The organism is Hyphomicrobium sp. 01T421, from assembly GCF_056398805.1.
This window is the reverse complement of record NZ_JBFTQC010000001.1, coordinates 2656103-2672347: the sequence shown is the minus strand read 5'-3', so window position 1 is coordinate 2672347 and position 16245 is coordinate 2656103. Positions and strand designations below refer to the sequence as shown.

At 60.8% G+C, this 16245-nt stretch carries 16 protein-coding genes; 11 read left to right on the top strand and 5 right to left on the bottom strand.

Annotated features, from left to right (window positions below):
* Positions 1 to 7 precede the first annotated feature (7 nt).
* On the bottom strand, positions 8 to 1885 hold the full coding sequence (locus AC1DK3_RS12350; RefSeq protein WP_477192486.1) for an ABC transporter ATP-binding protein: 1878 nt from the start codon (positions 1883 to 1885) through the stop codon (positions 8 to 10).
* Positions 1886 to 2026: 141 nt separating this feature from the next.
* Here AC1DK3_RS12350 and hemF point away from each other — a divergent pair, with 141 nt between their 5' ends.
* The 3 genes from hemF (at position 2027) to AC1DK3_RS12335 (ending at position 5437) form a co-directional block, all read left to right on the top strand.
* Positions 2027 to 2935 carry an oxygen-dependent coproporphyrinogen oxidase gene (gene hemF, locus AC1DK3_RS12345; protein ID WP_477192485.1) on the top strand — a complete coding sequence of 303 codons (909 nt, stop codon included), beginning with the start codon at positions 2027 to 2029 and terminating at the stop codon, positions 2933 to 2935.
* 67 nt (positions 2936 to 3002) lie between these two features.
* Entirely contained in the window at positions 3003 to 4211 is a 1209-nt protein-coding gene (locus AC1DK3_RS12340; protein WP_477192484.1) for a DUF2235 domain-containing protein, read from the top strand.
* 155 nt (positions 4212 to 4366) lie between these two features.
* The gene (locus AC1DK3_RS12335) at positions 4367 to 5437 is read left to right on the top strand and encodes an alkene reductase (RefSeq protein WP_477192483.1); all 1071 of its coding nucleotides are present in this window, start codon (positions 4367 to 4369) and stop codon (positions 5435 to 5437) included.
* 39 nt (positions 5438 to 5476) lie between these two features.
* On the opposite strand, the gene AC1DK3_RS12330 is transcribed toward AC1DK3_RS12335, so the two are convergent.
* Positions 5477 to 6658, bottom strand: coding sequence for a hypothetical protein (locus tag AC1DK3_RS12330; RefSeq protein WP_477192482.1), 1182 nt, complete (start codon positions 6656 to 6658; stop codon positions 5477 to 5479).
* Positions 6659 to 6837: 179 nt separating this feature from the next.
* Between AC1DK3_RS12330 and AC1DK3_RS12325 the strand changes: the two genes are divergently transcribed.
* From AC1DK3_RS12325 to AC1DK3_RS12295, 7 genes are all read left to right on the top strand, one after another.
* The gene (locus tag AC1DK3_RS12325) at positions 6838 to 7503 is read left to right on the top strand and encodes a CoA pyrophosphatase (RefSeq protein ID WP_477192481.1); all 666 of its coding nucleotides are present in this window, start codon (positions 6838 to 6840) and stop codon (positions 7501 to 7503) included.
* Positions 7500 to 7805, top strand: a complete 306-nt coding sequence (locus tag AC1DK3_RS12320) for a DUF6111 family protein (protein ID WP_477192480.1) — start codon at positions 7500 to 7502, stop codon at positions 7803 to 7805. The genes AC1DK3_RS12325 and AC1DK3_RS12320 overlap by 4 nt, the downstream gene beginning before the upstream one ends.
* Before the next feature lie 3 nt (positions 7806 to 7808).
* Positions 7809 to 9068, top strand: coding sequence for a CCA tRNA nucleotidyltransferase (locus tag AC1DK3_RS12315; RefSeq protein WP_477192479.1), 1260 nt, complete (start codon positions 7809 to 7811; stop codon positions 9066 to 9068).
* 97 nt (positions 9069 to 9165) lie between these two features.
* On the top strand, positions 9166 to 9399 hold the full coding sequence (locus tag AC1DK3_RS12310; RefSeq protein ID WP_477192478.1) for a hypothetical protein: 234 nt from the start codon (positions 9166 to 9168) through the stop codon (positions 9397 to 9399).
* Between the two features lie 271 nt (positions 9400 to 9670).
* The gene (locus tag AC1DK3_RS12305; protein WP_477192477.1) at positions 9671 to 10507 is read left to right on the top strand and encodes a UDP-2,3-diacylglucosamine diphosphatase; all 837 of its coding nucleotides are present in this window, start codon (positions 9671 to 9673) and stop codon (positions 10505 to 10507) included.
* A 73-nt stretch (positions 10508 to 10580) separates the two neighbouring features.
* On the top strand, positions 10581 to 11825 hold the full coding sequence (locus tag AC1DK3_RS12300) for a BtaA family protein (RefSeq protein ID WP_477192476.1): 1245 nt from the start codon (positions 10581 to 10583) through the stop codon (positions 11823 to 11825).
* 20 nt (positions 11826 to 11845) lie between these two features.
* Positions 11846 to 12532 carry a class I SAM-dependent methyltransferase gene (locus AC1DK3_RS12295; RefSeq protein ID WP_477192475.1) on the top strand — a complete coding sequence of 229 codons (687 nt, stop codon included), beginning with the start codon at positions 11846 to 11848 and terminating at the stop codon, positions 12530 to 12532.
* On the opposite strand, the gene AC1DK3_RS12290 is transcribed toward AC1DK3_RS12295, so the two are convergent.
* Both AC1DK3_RS12290 and AC1DK3_RS12285 read right to left on the bottom strand, forming a co-directional pair.
* Positions 12529 to 12714: a hypothetical protein gene (locus AC1DK3_RS12290; protein WP_477192474.1), complete on the bottom strand. Its 186-nt coding sequence runs from the start codon at positions 12712 to 12714 to the stop codon at positions 12529 to 12531. The genes AC1DK3_RS12295 and AC1DK3_RS12290 overlap by 4 nt on opposite strands.
* A 203-nt stretch (positions 12715 to 12917) precedes the next feature.
* On the bottom strand, positions 12918 to 13607 hold the full coding sequence (locus AC1DK3_RS12285; RefSeq protein WP_477192473.1) for a hypothetical protein: 690 nt from the start codon (positions 13605 to 13607) through the stop codon (positions 12918 to 12920).
* Positions 13608 to 13999: 392 nt separating this feature from the next.
* On the opposite strand from AC1DK3_RS12285, the gene AC1DK3_RS12280 reads away from it, so the two are divergent.
* On the top strand, positions 14000 to 15010 hold the full coding sequence (locus tag AC1DK3_RS12280; protein WP_477192472.1) for a hypothetical protein: 1011 nt from the start codon (positions 14000 to 14002) through the stop codon (positions 15008 to 15010).
* A gap of 126 nt (positions 15011 to 15136) precedes the next feature.
* Here the strand turns inward: AC1DK3_RS12280 and AC1DK3_RS12275 are convergent, their stop codons facing one another.
* The gene (locus tag AC1DK3_RS12275; protein WP_477192471.1) at positions 15137 to 15937 is read right to left on the bottom strand and encodes a hypothetical protein; all 801 of its coding nucleotides are present in this window, start codon (positions 15935 to 15937) and stop codon (positions 15137 to 15139) included.
* Between the last annotated feature and the right edge of the window lie 308 nt (positions 15938 to 16245).

Below are 16245 nucleotides of genomic sequence, written 5' to 3'. Positions count from 1 at the left end.
AGGCCGCCTATTCGGCAGCCTCTCGCGCCAGGAACCCGCCGGATTGGCGACTCCAGAATTGCGCGTAGAGCCCGCCGCGCTTCAGAAGTTCCTCGTGCTTGCCCTCTTCGATGATCCGCCCCTCGTCCATGACGACGAGGCGATCCATGGCCGCAATCGTCGAGAGCCGGTGCGCGATGGCGATCACCGTCTTGCCGCGCATCAGCGTTTCGAAGCTCGACTGGATTTCGGATTCGACTTCGGAATCGAGCGCGCTCGTCGCCTCGTCGAGAACGAGAATGGGCGCGTTCTTCAGCAAAACGCGGGCGATTGCTATGCGCTGACGCTGCCCGCCCGAAAGCTTCACGCCCCGTTCGCCGACATGCGCATCGTATCCGCGACGGCCCTTCAGATCCTCGAGGCCGAGAATGAACTCGTGCGCCTCGGCCCGTCGCGCCGCCGCGATGACGTCCGCTTCGCTCGCATCCAAGCGGCCGTAGAGAATGTTATCCCGGACCGAACGATGAAGTAGCGACGTATCCTGCGTCACCATTCCGATCTCGGCGCGCAGGCTGTCCTGCGTCACGTCCGCGATATCCTTCCCGTCGATCAGAATGCGGCCGCCTTCGAGATCGTAGAAGCGCAGCAGCAGATTGACGAGCGTCGACTTGCCGGCCCCGGAGCGGCCGACCAGACCGACTTTCTCACCGGGACGAATGGCCAGCGAGAGCGATTCAATCACACGCGGCGGCGCATCATCCGAAGCCGCGCGGCCGGCGCCGTAATGGAAATGAATGTGATCGAAGCGGATCTCTCCGCGCGGCACGCTGAGTGGCTTCGCGTCCGGCTTGTCGAGCAAAAGGTTCGGCCGCGAGATCGTCTCCATGCCCTCGTGGACGACGCCGATGTTTTCAAACACGTCCGCGATTGTCCACATCACCCATCCCGACATCGTCACGATGCGAATGACGAGACCGCTGACGACGGCGATATCGCCGACGGAGACGTACTGCAGCGTCCACAGCCAGATCGCCGTTCCGGTCGTCGCAACAAGCAGGATGCCGTTCAGAATATAGAGCACGATCTCCATGGCTGTGATGAGCCGCAGCGAAGCCTGCCACTTCTGCATCTGCTCCGTCAGCGCCTCGCGCGCGTAGGTATCCTCGCGCTCCGCGTGGGCGAAAAGCTTCACGGTCATGATGTTCGTGTAGCTGTCGACGATGCGGCCGACGAGCATCGAGCGCGCTTCGGATGCTTCCGTCGAGCGCTGCTTGATGCGCGGCACGAAGTAACGCAGCGCAACGATGTAACCCACGAGCCAAATGAGGAGCGGAATCGTCAGCCGCCAATCGGACGCCGCAAAAAGCAGTGCCGATCCGACGAACTGCACGCTCGCGTACCAGAGGGCGTCGATGAGTTGCACCACGCTTTCACGCAGCGACGTTCCCGTCTGCATGATCTTATTGGCGACGCGGCCCGCGAAATCGTTCTGAAAGAAGCCGAGGCTCTGCCGCATCACGTAGCGGTGCGTTTGCCAGCGAATGCGCGAGGTGCAACCGGCCGAAAGCATCTGATTTTTTACGAAATCGTGCGCAGCCGACACGACCGGCCTCAGAATGAGCGCAACGAAAGCCATCAAGGTCAGCATCGTTGCGTGCGTCGAAACGAAGTTCGCTGGATCGGTCTCGGTGCGCATCTTGTCGACGATCGTGCCGACGAACCCCATCAGCGCCACTTCGATCGTCGAGCCAAGGCAGCCCGCAATCAGCAGAAGAACGAAATAAGGCCAAAGAGGCTTGATGAAGAACCAGTAGAATGCCCACAGACTGTCCGGCGGGCGCTCGATGGAGCGCTCGTCGAACGGCTTGATACGGGTCTCCCCCCAGGTCATGAGGCGGCTGAGCATTTATCTATCGCAAGCAAAAAAGCGGCGCATGACCGCGGGCCGGGTGTTCCGACGGGCGACAGCGACCGGATGTTGATCGTGGATGCCTGTTAGGGCTAAGGATCGTTTCCGTCAAAAACAAGACACGGTACACAATTCTAGATGAACGCATCCGATACGCCCCTGGGGCAAAAGCAAGCAGCCGCCCGCGCCTGGTTCGAGAAGCTGCGCGACGATATTTGTGGGGCATACGAGAAGCTCGAATCTAGCCTCCCGGATACGGCTCCGCATGGGAGCGAAGCGCCGGGCACATTCACGCGCACGCCTTGGTCGCGCAACGACCACAGAGGGGCGGAAGGCGGCGGCGGCGTCATGAGCATGATGCACGGCCGCGTGTTTGAAAAAGTCGGCGTCCACACATCGACGGTGTACGGCGAATTCGCGCCCGAGTTCCGCAAGCAAATTCCGGGAGCCGACGAGAGCCCCGAATTCTGGGCGTCCGGAATTTCGCTGATCGCACATCCGCGCAACCCGAACGTGCCGGCAGTTCACATGAACACGCGCATGATCGCAACGTCGAAATGGTGGTTCGGCGGCGGCGCCGATCTGACGCCCGTTCTCGATAAGCGCCGCACGCAATCCGACGCCGACACGCTCGCATTTCACGCGGCGATGTACGGCGCCTGCGCAGCCCACCCGGTTGCCGACTATGCAAAGTTCAAAAAATGGTGCGATGACTATTTCTTTCTGCCGCATCGAAACGAAATGCGCGGCGTCGGCGGTATCTTCTACGACTACCTGACGCCCTCGGACCCCGAAGGCGGCTGGGATGCAGCCTTTGCCTTCACGCAGGATGTCGGCCGCTCCTTCGCGAGCGTCTACCCGATGCTCGTCAGAGGCAATTATTCGATGGCCTACACCGACGAGCAGCGCGAAGAGCAATTGGTTCGCCGCGGCCGCTATGTCGAATATAACCTTCTCTACGATCGCGGCACGATGTTCGGCCTGAAGACGGGCGGCAATGTCGAAAGCATTCTCTCGTCGATGCCGCCCGTGGTAAAGTGGCCTTAATTGACTGGGAAATTCTAGTTCCGTTGCGTTAGTTCCGCGGGCCCGCGGCCTCCGGGGGGAAGGCAAAATGAAACGCCTCGTCTGCTCCATGGATGGCACGTGGAACGACGACGAGGGCGGAGCGTCGCCGCAAACCAACGCTGCAAAGCTCGCCAGCGCTGTTCTCCCGACGGACGACCGCGGCGTATGGCAACTCGTCCGCTTCGTCGTCGGCAAAGCGCCATCGGAAGAAAAGCGGTGGGCGTCGCTGAAGGCCGCGGCCGGCCTTCAAATCAGCGAGCGGATCAAGGCGGGCTATGAGTTTCTTCGAAACACCTACGAACCGGGCGACGAAATCTACCTATTCGGCGTCTCGCGCGGAGCTTACGAAGCGCGCAGCCTCGCAAGCTTTATCGCCCTCTTCGGCATAGCCCGGAAAGACGCCGATTTCCCAATCGATGAAGCGTGGCGGCTCTACCGCAAATCGGAGCGTCGCCGCAAATTCGATGCCGTCGCCGAACTCAGCGCCGCGTGCCACTATCCGGTCCGCATACGTTGCATCGGTGCGTGGGATACCGTCGGCCATGCTGGAAATCCGAATTGGCCATGGGCTTGGCTCGCACGCCGGTTCAGCCGTCACGACCTCCGATGGCACGATACGATCGATGCCGCGCTCCACGCCGTTTCAATCGATGAAACACGCGGCGCCTTTCGCCCATCGATGTTCACGCTGCCCGATGACGTCATGCTGCCGTCGCACCAGCGCGTCGAGCAGGCGTGGTTCCCCGGCACGCACGCCGATGTCGGCGGCGGCTCGCCCGAAGCGGAGCTATCGGACGTCGCGCTTCACTGGATGGTCGAAAAAATTCAATCAACGACGGACCTCGCGATTGATGTCGCGAGGCTGGACCGCGAGAGCCGCCCCGATACCCTTGGCGTTCAACACGTCTGCGACACCGGGTGGCGCTCCGTCTTCAGCCGTCGCGTCCCCTATCTGCGTCTTGTGCGACAGGATGTCGGAGGCATCCCGCATCGGCGTCGCCGCGCGTTCAGAAACTGGAGAACGAGCAAGCTCGGCAAGGGCCTCATTTCGTTGAACGAGACAATCCACCACAGCGCGCTCGAGCGTCTTGGCCAAACGATCCGCGAGGCGAACGGCAGCCGCGTTCATGAACGCATTTACGAGCCGTCAACTCTTGTGGCGGCAGTCTCCCCCACCCGTGAGGAGCCAGCACGTGACGAGCCAGCACATGAGGAGCCGGCCCGCGACGAGGAAGTCCACACTGAGAACGCCTGAGCGCTCGATCGTGCATCACCGCGGTTATCGCGGCCGCTCCAACAATAATGCAGAGCAGCATTTTGGCGCACGCGGTGCCACTTGCCTTGCAACTTTGCTACCCCGGTAGCACTTGCCGGGTAGCAGTTTCAGAAGCCAATCCCTAGGAAACATAAATGGCATCATTATTCGATCCGCTCCAAGCTGGCGCGTTCCTGATGAAGAATCGCGTCGTGCTGGCTCCGCTGACTCGTTGCCGCGCCAGCGCGGGACGCGTACCGAACGACCTCATGCGCGAATATTATGTGCAGCGCGCGTCCGCCGGATTGATGCTTTCGGAAGCAACCTCCGTCTGCCCGATGGGCGTTGGATATCCCGACACGCCGGGCATCTGGTCGGATGAGCAGGTCGCCGGCTGGAAAAAGATCACCGACGCCGTGCACGCCGCTGGCGGCACCATTCTCCTGCAGCTCTGGCATGTCGGCCGCATCTCCGATCCGATCTATCTCGACGGCGAGATCCCCGTCGCACCAAGCGCCATCGCAGCGAAAGGCCACGTGAGCCTGGTGCGCCCCATGCGCGACTACGTCGTACCGAGGGCGCTCGAGCTGAGCGAAATCCCGGGCGTCATCGCCGCCTACCGTCGCGGCGCCGAGAACGCCAAGCGCGCAGGCTTCGACGGTGTCGAAGTTCACGGCGCCAACGGATATCTCCTCGATCAGTTCCTGCAGGACTCGACCAACCTTCGCACCGACGCTTACGGCGGCCCCATTGAGAACCGCGCGCGTCTAATGCTCGAAGTCGTCGACGCGTGCATCGAAGTCTGGGGCGCGGATCGCGTCGGCCTCCATCTCGCGCCGCGCGCCGATTCACACACGATGGGCGACAGCAATCGTCTCGCAACCTTCAGCTACGTCGCGAGGGAAGTCGGCAAGCGCAAAATCGCTTTCATCTTCACGCGCGAACATGAAGCACCGGACTCGATCAACCCGGCAATCAAGAAGGCGTTCGGTGGCGTGCTCATCGCCAACGAGAAGTTCACCAAGGAATCGGCTGAGGCCGCCGTCAATTCCGGCGCGGCCGATGCAGTGGGCTTCGGCAAACAGTACATCGCCAATCCGGATTTGCCCGAGCGGTTCAAGCTGAACGCGCCGCTGAACCCACCTGACCCGTCCACGTTCTACGGCGGCGGCGCCAAGGGCTACACCGACTACCCGGCACTCACGCCCGAAAACGCAGGCGCCTGAAGCCGCGATAAGATGTGATCATGATAACGAGGCGCCGGGCTACCGCTCGGCGCCTCTCGTTGACGAGATGCTGTCGAATGCGGCCGCGAATTCCATCGACCCGGGCAACGAGATTGCATACGTCATCCGCCGGTCGAGTTCGGCCTGCAGCTGCGATCCGGTCAACCCGATCACCATCTTGTTGACGTAGTAGGCGCGCCGCGCAAAAAAGTTCGTTGTCGGCGCTTCCGATCCCGGCGATTGCATCATTTCAAGCCCGGTCACCGGGCCGGCCAGATTCATCAACTCCATTTCGGCGCCCGAAAGCGTATATCGGCCCTGCTTCGCGGCGGTGTCCTGAAGCGTCCTGAGCTTCATCGCCTGCAGCATCGGTCCGATGTCGCCGTCGATATTGAGCGTGTGAATGCCCATGCCCTCACGCGTCTTTGCGTAAGCCTGCTGCACATCCCATTCGAACGGCTGATGCTTGACGTTGGCGTACATCTTCTTGAGCACGGCGAGCTTGCGCTTGAGTAACGCCGTCCGCTCCGGCGAATTGCTCGGATCGCGCAGCTTCGCGTTGATGCGCGCGATGAAGGTCGCGCCGCTGCGCGCGAGTTCGTTGACGGAATTGGCGTCGAGAAGCTGCGCATACCCGAGCGCGCTCGAGATGGGTCGGCCCGTCTTTTTCGTCGGATGGATCCCGGCTTGCATATCGTAGGTGCCGACGCCGCCCGTCTCGAGCGCATAGATCCGGACGACCTGCTCCTTCGAAAGACCGAGAGCGACGGCTTCCGCCGCATAACGGCGCTTGAATTCCTTCTCGGATACGCGCTCCGGCTCGAAATTATAGGCGCTCTTCGCCGCGGCGAGGTAATCCGGAATGGTTGCAAGCTCTTTCGGCTGCGTCGGATCGTTCTGCTTCTGCGCAACGACAAATTGATCGTATTTCGCAGCGAGCTCGCCGGACAGGGACGGGCCCTGGTACTTCGGCGGGAAGCTCATCACGTAATCGCTCGTATCGAACTGAATTTTCCCGGACCGCTTCCGCTTGCGACCCTGGCGCTTCTGATCCACTGCTGCCCAATACTCGTCGAGCTGCGCTTCGAAAACCCGCCGGGCGCCCTTCCACTCGCGAAACTGCTCGACCTCACGATCCGAAAGCGATGCAAGAAAATCGGCCGTCGACGATGCCTGCGCGTTCGCCAATTGAGTAAAGAACATCGTCCCGAGCGCCACCATGGCGAACCCCAGGCAACGAAGGAGCGAACGAAACGGCAATGTCGACCTCTGATAACCCACGCCAAGCTCCACTTTGCCGGTCTCGAGACGCGGCATGAATCACGAAGTGAAGGTACCGTGATTCATTGGAGCCCGGCCATCGGATCGTGTCATCCTTCAACTTCGGCTAGAGTTGAGCAATGGACCGACTTTCCGCCCCCATTATGACCGATATGAACATACCCGGCATCGACGCGGCGACATTCGAGGAATTGGCGCGATCTCGCCTCCTCAGGGTCCCGCCGCTTCTAGACGAACCGCAAGCTCCAAGCGACGATGATCTCAATCCGGGAAGCAGCCGCAGTGCAGCGGGCCTGCGACACGCCGCGGTGTTGGTGCCCATCGTCGCGCGCCAACCTCTTTCAGTTCTCTTGACCGCAAGAACGGATCATTTGCCGTCTCACGCGGGTCAAATCGCCTTTCCGGGCGGAAAGGTGGAATCTTTCGACGCTGGTCCGCTCGCTGCTGCACTGCGGGAAACACGGGAAGAGATCGCCTTGGATCAGGCCTTCATAGAGCCGGTCGGCTTCCTGCCACCTTACCGCACTGGCACAGGCTACATCATCACGCCGTCGGTCGCCCTCGTGCGTCCCGGCTTCAAGCTAACGCCGGATCCAAAGGAAGTTGCCTCCGTCTTTGAAGTTCCATTCGCTTTTTTGATGAACGAAGCCAATCATCAGATACACAGTCGGGTCTTCGGCGGCGTCGAGCGCCGTTTCTATGCAATGCCCTACGAAGAACGCTATATTTGGGGCGCGACCGCTGGAATAATTCGCACGCTCTATCGGAGACTTTTCAGCATATGACTCGGATCGTCATCGAAAACATTTTCTTCTTCCTGTTGCCGACGCTCGTTTACGTCATGTGGATCGCGTTCAAGGAAGACGAATGGGCGGGCCTGTCGGCGATCGTGAGCCGGGCGCCGTTGCTCCGGCTTTTCGTCGCCGGTGCCGCGCTGATGCTCGGAACGCTCATCGCATTCTCGTCGCGGTCTCACAACAGCCCGCGCGACGTTTACGTGCCGGCCTCGATCGAAGGCGGCAAGCTGGAGCCCGGCCATAGCATCCATGTTCCCGAACCGGCCGAGCAGCCGGCGGCAAAGCCCTGATCCATGGCCGACACGCCGTTGAAATGGCCCCGCGTGAGCGCCCCTTGGTTGAACGCGCCTGCGTTAGGCAAGGTCTTCGCCGCACTTAGCGCCGGCGGCGCCGAAGCCCGCGTCGTCGGTGGCGCCGTGCGCAACACGCTGCTCGATCGGCCCGTCCACGAAGTCGATATCGCGACGACGGCGCCCCCCGAAGATACCATGCGTCTCGCGCGTAATGCGGGACTCGGCGCCTACCCGACCGGCATCGACCACGGCACCATAACCGTCGTCAGCGATGGACAGTCGTTCGAAGTCACGACCCTTCGCCGCGATGTCGAGACCGATGGCCGTCACGCCGTCGTTGCATTCACGAACAATTGGACGGAAGACGCCTCCCGCCGCGATTTCACGATCAACGCGCTCTACTGCGATCTCGATGGCAACATTTACGATCCGGTTGGCGGCGGCCTCGCCGACATCCGCAAGCGCCGCGTCCGCTTCATCGGCGATGCGGAAGCGCGGATACGCGAGGACTACCTTCGCATTCTCCGCTTCTTCCGCTTCAGTGCCCAATATGGGAACGGCCAGATCGATCCGACCGGCCTCGCCGCAGCGGAGGCGTTGAAGGATGGCCTGATCCTCCTCTCCGCCGAGCGTGTGAGCGCCGAGATGCTGAAGCTTCTCGCAGCACCCGGCGCACCGGACGTTCTTGGCGTCATGTACGACGCCGGCATTCTGCAACTCGCAGTCCGCACCCAGATCGAGCCGGATCGTTTCGCCCGGCTGGTCGCAATCGAAGCGGCCCTCGGCGAACCACCCGATCCGATAACGCGTTTGGCGGCCCTCGCCGTCATCCATCCGGGCGACGAGGTCTTTCTCGCCAACCAGCTCAAGCTCTCGAATGCCGACGCCCATCGCATTGCAGCAGCCCTCGAGACCGACCCGGGGATCGATCCGCATACGCCGGAATCCGCAGGCCGAGCGGCCCTTTATAGACTCGGTCGGCAAGATTTCCGCCGCGCGGTACGCCTCGCGTGGGCTCGGTCCGGTGCTTCGCCCAACTCCCAAACCTGGCGCGCTCGAGCGTTGCTGCCGGATCGTTGGAACGCTTCCAAAATGCCCTTTTCCGGAAGCGATGTCATGGCGCTCGGTGTTGCCCAAGGGGTCGCCATCGGCCGCGTTCTCGAGTCTTTCGAACGCTGGTGGATCGAGAACGATTTCCCGTCTGATGCCGAACAACAGCGCAAAGTGCTCAAAGACTTGGCGGCAAAGGCACTTGCTTAGCAAATCAAAATATTTCACTTCACCTGGGCTTTTGCTCCAGGTAGGTTCTCCCCCGTTGCGGGGTCAGTCTTTTGTATTGCGTTGAGGAAATGCCCTGATGGACACTATCGGTCGGGAGCGCGAGCGTTCGCGCAAATTCGTCCAAGTTGTCTTCGCCGTTCTAGCCCTTCTCAGCCTCGTCTCAGCACTCGCGGTATCGACTCGCGGTGTTGATCTGGGATTGCCTGAAACATCGACATATCCGATCGCGCTGGCGTTTCTTATCGTCGGCGCCGTCGATACCGCTCTGCTGTTCGCCTGGGAGCGCATCTCCCAACGTACGGAGCTTTGAGTTCGAAGCCCCGCTTGGCGGCTGCGTCTGGCGGCCGGCTCCCCGAAGGGGAATAGCCAGACGCCAACAAAAACTTTCCGCGCGGCTTCGCATAGAGCGGTCGCCGCCTGGATTCAAAGCCTCAGTCCACGTCCCTTTTTCATCCAGCATTATTGGTAAATGTGCGCGAGTTGGGCTTTTGCCGCTCGCTTACCTCACAGCCGCAGGCCTTCGTCATACGCCTGTTACATGAATCCCGTCCTACGTTTCGCATGAAAGCATAGCTGCTTTTATGGAAAGCGTACTGACTGGGGGGCTGACATTGAGCGCACCGAACCCGGAATTGAATTATCGGGCCGTCTTCATTTCCGACATCCATCTCGGGATGCGTAACTCGCAAGCGACAGCCCTCATCGACTTCCTCAAAAACGTCGAATGCCAGGATCTCTATCTGGTGGGCGACATCGTCGATTTCTGGAAAGTTCGCCGCGGCCCACATTGGCCGCAAAGCCACAACGACGTCCTGCAAAAACTGCTCCGCAAAGCCCGCAAGGGTACGCGCGTCGTCTTTATCCCCGGCAATCACGACGACGGATTGCGGGATTACGCGGGAATGAATTTCGGCGGCGTCGAGCTGCGCCGCGATGCCGTGCACGAAGGCGCCAACGGTAAACGCTATCTCGTTTTGCACGGCGATGAATTCGACGTCGTCGTCCGTTACGCCCGCTGGCTCGCCTTCCTCGGGGACCGCTCGTACGACGCCGCTCTCGCGCTCAACGTGCCGCTGAACTTCATGCGCCGTCAGCTTGGCCTCGGGCACTGGTCGCTCTCCGCGTTCCTGAAGCACAAGGTCAAAAGCGCCGTCAATTACATCGGCGAGTTCGAAGAAGCTCTCGCCGGCGAAGCCCGCCGCCGCGACACGCAGGGCCTCATCTGCGGCCACATCCATCACGCCAACGAACGCATGATCGACGGCATCCACTATCTGAACTGCGGCGATTGGGTTGAAAGCTGCACGGCGATCGCAGAGCGCTTCGACGGCCAATTCGAAATCATTCGCTGGAAAGAACATCTGGCCGCCAGCGGCAAGCAGGCGCCTTCAGGTCGTTGGCTTATCGAAGCAGCCTAGTTTCGGAGGGCGTTTCGGACGGCCGGCGCGCGGAGCGTGTCGTCCGAAACGAACCAGAAATCGGAGATCTCATTTGAACGTCACCGCCAAAGTTTTCGAACCGACGAGCTCCGATCTCTTGAGCGAAGCCGTTCATCAGAACAGCGCCCTGAGCCCCGCCGGCATCCTCGAGCGCACCTTCACGTTCGCCTTCCGCTCGATGGTCTATCCGCAGATCTGGGAAGACCCGCGCGCGGATATGGAAGCCCTCGAGCTTACGCCGCAAAGTCGCCTGGTCACGATCGCCTCCGGCGGCTGCAACGTCATGAGCTACCTGACGGCCAATCCGGCGCGCATTTACGCGATCGATCTCAACGAAACGCACATCGCGTTGCTGAAGCTGAAAGTAGCGGCGGCCCAGCACCTGCCGAACCACGCAACGTTCTATCGCTTCTTCGGCGCCGCCAACGACCGCCGCAATACCCATCTCTATAACGATCTGATCGCCCAGCACCTCGACGCGGATACGCGAAGCTATTGGGAAGGCCGCGACCTCACCGGCCGCCGCCGCATCTCGCGGTTCGCCCGCAACTTCTATCATTTCGGCTTGCTCGGACGTTTCATCGCGACAGGCCACCTCGCGGCGCGCATCTTCGGCGCCAACCCGAAACGGATGCTCGACGCGCGCACCATCGAAGAGCAGCGCGAAATCTTCGCACGCGAAATCGCGCCGGCCTTCGAGCACCCCGTGCTGCGCTGGATCACATCGAACCGCGCCTCGCTCTTCGGATTGGGCATCCCGCCGGTGCAATACGATGCGCTGTGCAACGGCGGCTCGCGGCGCATGTCCGATGTCTTGAGAGAGCGCTCCGAGCGCCTCGCGACCGGCTTCGATCTGAAAGACAATTATTTCGCCTGGCAGGCGTTCGGCCGCCGCTACCCGGCGCAAGGCGAAGGCCCCTGCCCGCCTTATCTCGACAAAGCGAATTTCATGGCCGTCAAGGCGCGCGCCAACCGGGTCAACGTCATCCACGACAACATGATCCGCTTCCTGTCGAACGAACCGGCGGAAAGCCTCGACCGCTACGTGCTGCTCGACGCGCAGGACTGGATGGACGACGCCGCGCTCAACGCCCTTTGGCAAGAGATCACGCGCACGGCCCGCCCCGGCGCTCGCGTCATCTTCCGGACCGCGGGCGAAGAAAGCATTCTGCCCGGTCGCGTATCGGACGCGACCCTGGACCGCTGGACATACGATGCCGCGAAATCGGCCGAGATCCACAAAAAGGACCGCTCCGCGATCTACGGCGGCTTCCACCTCTACGTCAAAAACGCCTAACCGGTACGATGACCGCGACGATGACCGCAGCCACGAACGCCACCGCCGCAAACGCAATGGACGGCATGTATCGCCGCCAGCGCTACATCTACGACCTGACGCGCCGTTATTATCTTCTCGGCCGCGATCAATTGATTGATGAACTCGATCCGCCGGTACCGGGCTCCGTGCTCGAAATCGGCTGCGGAACGGCGCGCAACCTGCTTCGCGCCGCGCACCTTTACCCAGCCACCCAATTCTACGGGCTCGACGTTTCCGAAGAGATGCTGAAGACAGCGCGCGCCGCCATAAATCGCAGCCCTGCTGGCGACGCGATATCGGTCGCGCAGGCCGACGCGACGACATTTTCGCCGAACGAACTCTTCGGCGTCAGAAAGTTCGATCGCATTTTCATTTCATACGCATTGTCGATGATACCACCGTGGGAAGCGGTGATCGACCGCGCCGTCACGCAGCTCGCGCCGCGCGGAGAACTGCACATCGTCGACTTCGGCACGATGGCCTCAATGCGTCCGCTTCCGCGCCGTGCCATGCGCGCGTGGCTTGCTCGCTTCAGCGTCACGCCGCGGCTCGATCTCGAAAGCACGGTCCGCGAAACGGCGAAGCGTCACGGCAGAACGGCATCATTCAGCCAAGGCCGCTTCGACTATTCCGCAATCGCCCGCATTGGCATCTGCTCTCGCAAACCGCAATCCGCTCAGAACTAGCTGACGCTCGGTCCGATTAATTCCCTGAGTGCAGCTTGAATGCGACGCCAATCTTCCGCGAGCCCCTTATCGCCGCTCTGGGCGTATCGGCGCGCCCTTTCCGTCGCGTCGGCGAGCGCCTTGCCTCCGTGCAATACATAGAGCTTGCGGGCATGATCATGAACTTCAACCGCATTCATCATGGCTGATCCTCCCAGTCGTCTTTGATCTCGACTTCACTCCGTTCTCTGCTCTCAAACTTCGGACTCGCAAAAGCCCTCGTAGTTCCCCTGGCCAACCTCGCGTCTAACGTCTCGCGCCTGATCCTCCTGACCCGCTCCCCGCGCAAAAGCCCCGGCTCTCGCGGCCGGGGCTTCGTCCAAAAGAGTGACCCCGAAAGATCCTGTTAGGCGCTCGTCTTGGCTCCTTCAGCTGGCGTTGCGGCGCCGTTCGCGACGATCGCGGCGACCAATGGCTTGTCTTCGGCTGGGATTTCAACCGCAGCAACAGGCGCTTCGGCTGCTTCAGCAGGAGCAGCAGCCTCAGCCGCTGGCTCGGCGGCTTCCGTTGCTGGAGCTTCAGCAGTTGCAGCTTCCGCCGGTGCTTCTTCGGCGGTCGCAGCTTCTTCAGCCGGAGCCGCCTCAGCAACGGCCTCAGGCTCCGAGGCAGCCTCCACGGCGACCTCCTCCGCAGCCGCTTCGGCCGGAGCCTCTGCAACGTCCGCGGGAGTTTCCGCCACGGCCTCAGCAGCCGGAGTTTCTTCCGCAGCAGCCTCGGCTGGCGCTTCAGCCACCGCTTCCGGCGCAGCCTCTGGAGCTGCTTCCTCTGCCGCGGCTTCCGGTGCCGCAGCAGCCTCGACAGCCTCTGGAGCAGCCTCCACGGCGGCCTCAGCAATCGCCTCCGGAGCCGCTTCTGCGGCCGGTTCAGCTACGGCAGCGGCTTCGGTCTCCGAAGTAGACGGTGCAGTAACAACGTCAGAAAGCTCGCCGATCGCTCGTTCGACGGCTTTCATGGCTCTGAAGTCCGGCGACGCCTCAATGCGCGCTCGAACATCGTCGTGTAAGGTCTTGAGCTTGGACAGGATATCGGCCGACATCTATTCTTCCCTTTGTCTTGGAGTTCTGAGAATAAGCATCCCCTTCGCCTGCGCATGACTGTTCATGCGGACGCTCGTCTTCAGCTTGTGCAGTAATGCGCAAGAATAAATGTACAGGAATTCTGTTCAGCGCGAACCGCTGCGACAGTCTGTCAACAGCTATAAATTGCGCGTATGGCCAGTTGGCGTATGTACGCCTTTCCGCTACATCCGAGAGGTGCTGAGATGGGACAGCACCAAATTCGGAGGCCGGTGCTGTCAGGGCGGCAGGCGGTTCGGATTCAGGCATGCGGAATAAAGTGGGCAGGCTACCCTCGCACAAAAAAGCAGGCACCTCGGTTCTTAGATGGCTCCTCGGCGGCCTCAGCCGCGCAGCGGCGACGGGCCTAGTCGTGGGCGTGTTTCTCCTCATATTTGGTGCCACGCCGGCCCAAGAATTCGCTCAGGTTTGGCATGATCCGCCTGCCTGGATCGCTAGCGATGTTACGAGATGGATCGCCATTTTTCTCGGCTTGGCGACAATCGCAACTGTATATTTCTTCAGGCAGGCAGCAGGTGGTATCACGCCTCCGCCGATGCGGCAGTACGCCGAGGCCAAAATTGAAGAACTCAGAAGCGCGGCCATTGATCTAGAGCCTGTCGCATGGGGTCAGTTGCGGAGTACTGCTGAGCAACAGGCCCGTCTCAATCGCTTTCAAGCCATCGCTCGGTATTTTGAAGGCGAGGCTGATATCCATGCCTTGACCGAGAAGGTATGGGCTGGCGCCCAACGTCTAGGCATCATGGCGCAACATGAGCCGCCCTTTGGAACCAACGCCCCTGATCCGCAGACGCAGCGCGAGCTTCTTCAAGAGACAATGTCTGCAATTCGCGAATTGGCGAACAAAGCGGCGGCTCATGTGATTTTCACATCAAACCAAGGAGAAGGTGCCCACGAGCGGTCGGCTCCTGTCGCAGCGCAGAAGCGGGATAAAGCCGATTGGCCCCTCGGCCACGCATTAAGGTACATGGTCATGCAGTCACAGTGGGCGCGCGAACATGGCGTCAACGAAACGCTTGCTGTTGAGCTGCTGAACGCCGACGCCCGCAGCGGCGCTTTGTCGGTTTGGGGGTGCCCATGCTCAAACTTTGATGAAATCGCTGCCAAACCAGCAGACGAATTTCGTGAGGAAGATTTGCGTTGGGGAAAGGAGGGGCCGTCTCCGATCACGCTAGCGGATTGGTCGGAACTCGAACTTTATCAGGCCACTATTTCTACGACCTACGTCGATGCCATACCTCACAGGCCACAACGGGCAGGGCCACGTTACGGCACGAAAGGTCGGAAATGTTTCGGCTACTTGCGAGTGAACAAATGGCAGTTTAAGTCGCTATACCCGCCACAATATCCAGAGGATGCCTGATGTCCCGAGGCAAATACCTTTCACTTGAAGAAGCCCGCAACGCGGGCAAGCTCGAACAGTTCGCCAAGAAACATCCAGCCCACTGCGCCCAGCGCTGAACCAGTTCCAACCTCACACCGAATACCATCACTCGGCAGCTGCCTCAGAAACACGCGTCGTCAGCAACCGCGCGACCTGCCCCGCCAGCCATCCTGACTTCGGCACGTCAAGCCCATTGAAATGGACGAACGTCGATCGCCAAAGGTGGATGGCGACCGTTTCGGGCGTGATGAGCTGCTCGATGAAACCCGGCTCGAAGACGCGCGTGATGGCAGGTCCCCTGATCGGGATCGGATAAAAAACCTTCGCCGGAAGCGCGAGGTGATCGACCCCGCAACGCTCCGCGAAATACGTCAACGCCGCCGGTCCGTATTTCGGCGCAGGCAGACGAGCCCCCATCGCCGAAGCCGCAAGTCCCTTCACGATCCGGCTGCACTTCGTCGTCCACGGCATCCAGGGCATCACCAAACGATGCATCGGCCGCTTCCGGCAAAACGCAAGGTAGCGATTGAGAAGCTCGCTGTCCGGCGGCAACCGGAGAACCGAATTTCCGATCCGCTCATCATTCTGCTCGCCGAAAACATATTCGGATTTGGGAAGCGGCTCGATGAAGATGACGTCGAGATCGGTCCAGGTCCCGCATCCTTGCGCGATAGCTTCAAGCCGGAAGAAATCGGAAAAGTGCGCGACGCCGAACTGAAGAACCTCATCCCTGTCGGCTCGGCTGAGGATCGAGGCGGCATCGCGAACCGCGCACCCGAGTTGGGTGGAGAGCTTCTCACGATCCCCGTAGGTGAAAACCGTTATCTCTTCTCCGATGTCTTTCGTGGAGGCGACGCAGAGGCGTTCCATCCAGCTCACTTCACCCGACCAGAAGGAAAAGAGCATCAAGAAATCTCGCGATTGGTCCGCGCACAGATGATTCAGATTAAGGCCTGCGGCGGCGACGAATAACAAGCCGCGTTTGCATATTTCCGCGGGAATATGTTCGAGCAAAACCGGAAGCCCGCGCGCTTCCCTCTGCGTTCGAGGTCTCGATCTCGATTCAGGTTTTCACGAAGCGCGGTTCAAGTGTTCACGAATTGCACTGCAGCAATCACATCTTCTCTGATGAGAACGTGAACGGCCGTGAACAGACCCAACGGTGTAATATTCTGAACAGCGTCCCCAAATGGAAAATGCGCAATCAAAAGCGC

What these genes read in the sequence shown, in the direction of transcription:
- AC1DK3_RS12350 (WP_477192486.1), bottom strand. Translation starts at nt 1,885, where the DNA reads ATGCTCAGCCGCCTCATGACCTGGGGGGAGACCCGTATCAAGCCGTTC.
- hemF (WP_477192485.1), top strand. Translation starts at nt 2,027, where the DNA reads ATGAACGCATCCGATACGCCCCTGGGGCAAAAGCAAGCAGCCGCCCGC.
- AC1DK3_RS12340 (WP_477192484.1), top strand. Translation starts at nt 3,003, where the DNA reads ATGAAACGCCTCGTCTGCTCCATGGATGGCACGTGGAACGACGACGAG.
- AC1DK3_RS12335 (WP_477192483.1), top strand. Translation starts at nt 4,367, where the DNA reads ATGGCATCATTATTCGATCCGCTCCAAGCTGGCGCGTTCCTGATGAAG.
- AC1DK3_RS12330 (WP_477192482.1), bottom strand. Translation starts at nt 6,658, where the DNA reads ATGGTGGCGCTCGGGACGATGTTCTTTACTCAATTGGCGAACGCGCAG.
- AC1DK3_RS12325 (WP_477192481.1), top strand. Translation starts at nt 6,838, where the DNA reads ATGGACCGACTTTCCGCCCCCATTATGACCGATATGAACATACCCGGC.
- AC1DK3_RS12320 (WP_477192480.1), top strand. Translation starts at nt 7,500, where the DNA reads ATGACTCGGATCGTCATCGAAAACATTTTCTTCTTCCTGTTGCCGACG.
- AC1DK3_RS12315 (WP_477192479.1), top strand. Translation starts at nt 7,809, where the DNA reads ATGGCCGACACGCCGTTGAAATGGCCCCGCGTGAGCGCCCCTTGGTTG.
- AC1DK3_RS12310 (WP_477192478.1), top strand. Translation starts at nt 9,166, where the DNA reads ATGGACACTATCGGTCGGGAGCGCGAGCGTTCGCGCAAATTCGTCCAA.
- AC1DK3_RS12305 (WP_477192477.1), top strand. Translation starts at nt 9,671, where the DNA reads ATGGAAAGCGTACTGACTGGGGGGCTGACATTGAGCGCACCGAACCCG.
- AC1DK3_RS12295 (WP_477192475.1), top strand. Translation starts at nt 11,846, where the DNA reads ATGACCGCAGCCACGAACGCCACCGCCGCAAACGCAATGGACGGCATG.
- AC1DK3_RS12290 (WP_477192474.1), bottom strand. Translation starts at nt 12,714, where the DNA reads ATGATGAATGCGGTTGAAGTTCATGATCATGCCCGCAAGCTCTATGTA.
- AC1DK3_RS12285 (WP_477192473.1), bottom strand. Translation starts at nt 13,607, where the DNA reads ATGTCGGCCGATATCCTGTCCAAGCTCAAGACCTTACACGACGATGTT.
- AC1DK3_RS12275 (WP_477192471.1), bottom strand. Translation starts at nt 15,937, where the DNA reads ATGCTCTTTTCCTTCTGGTCGGGTGAAGTGAGCTGGATGGAACGCCTC.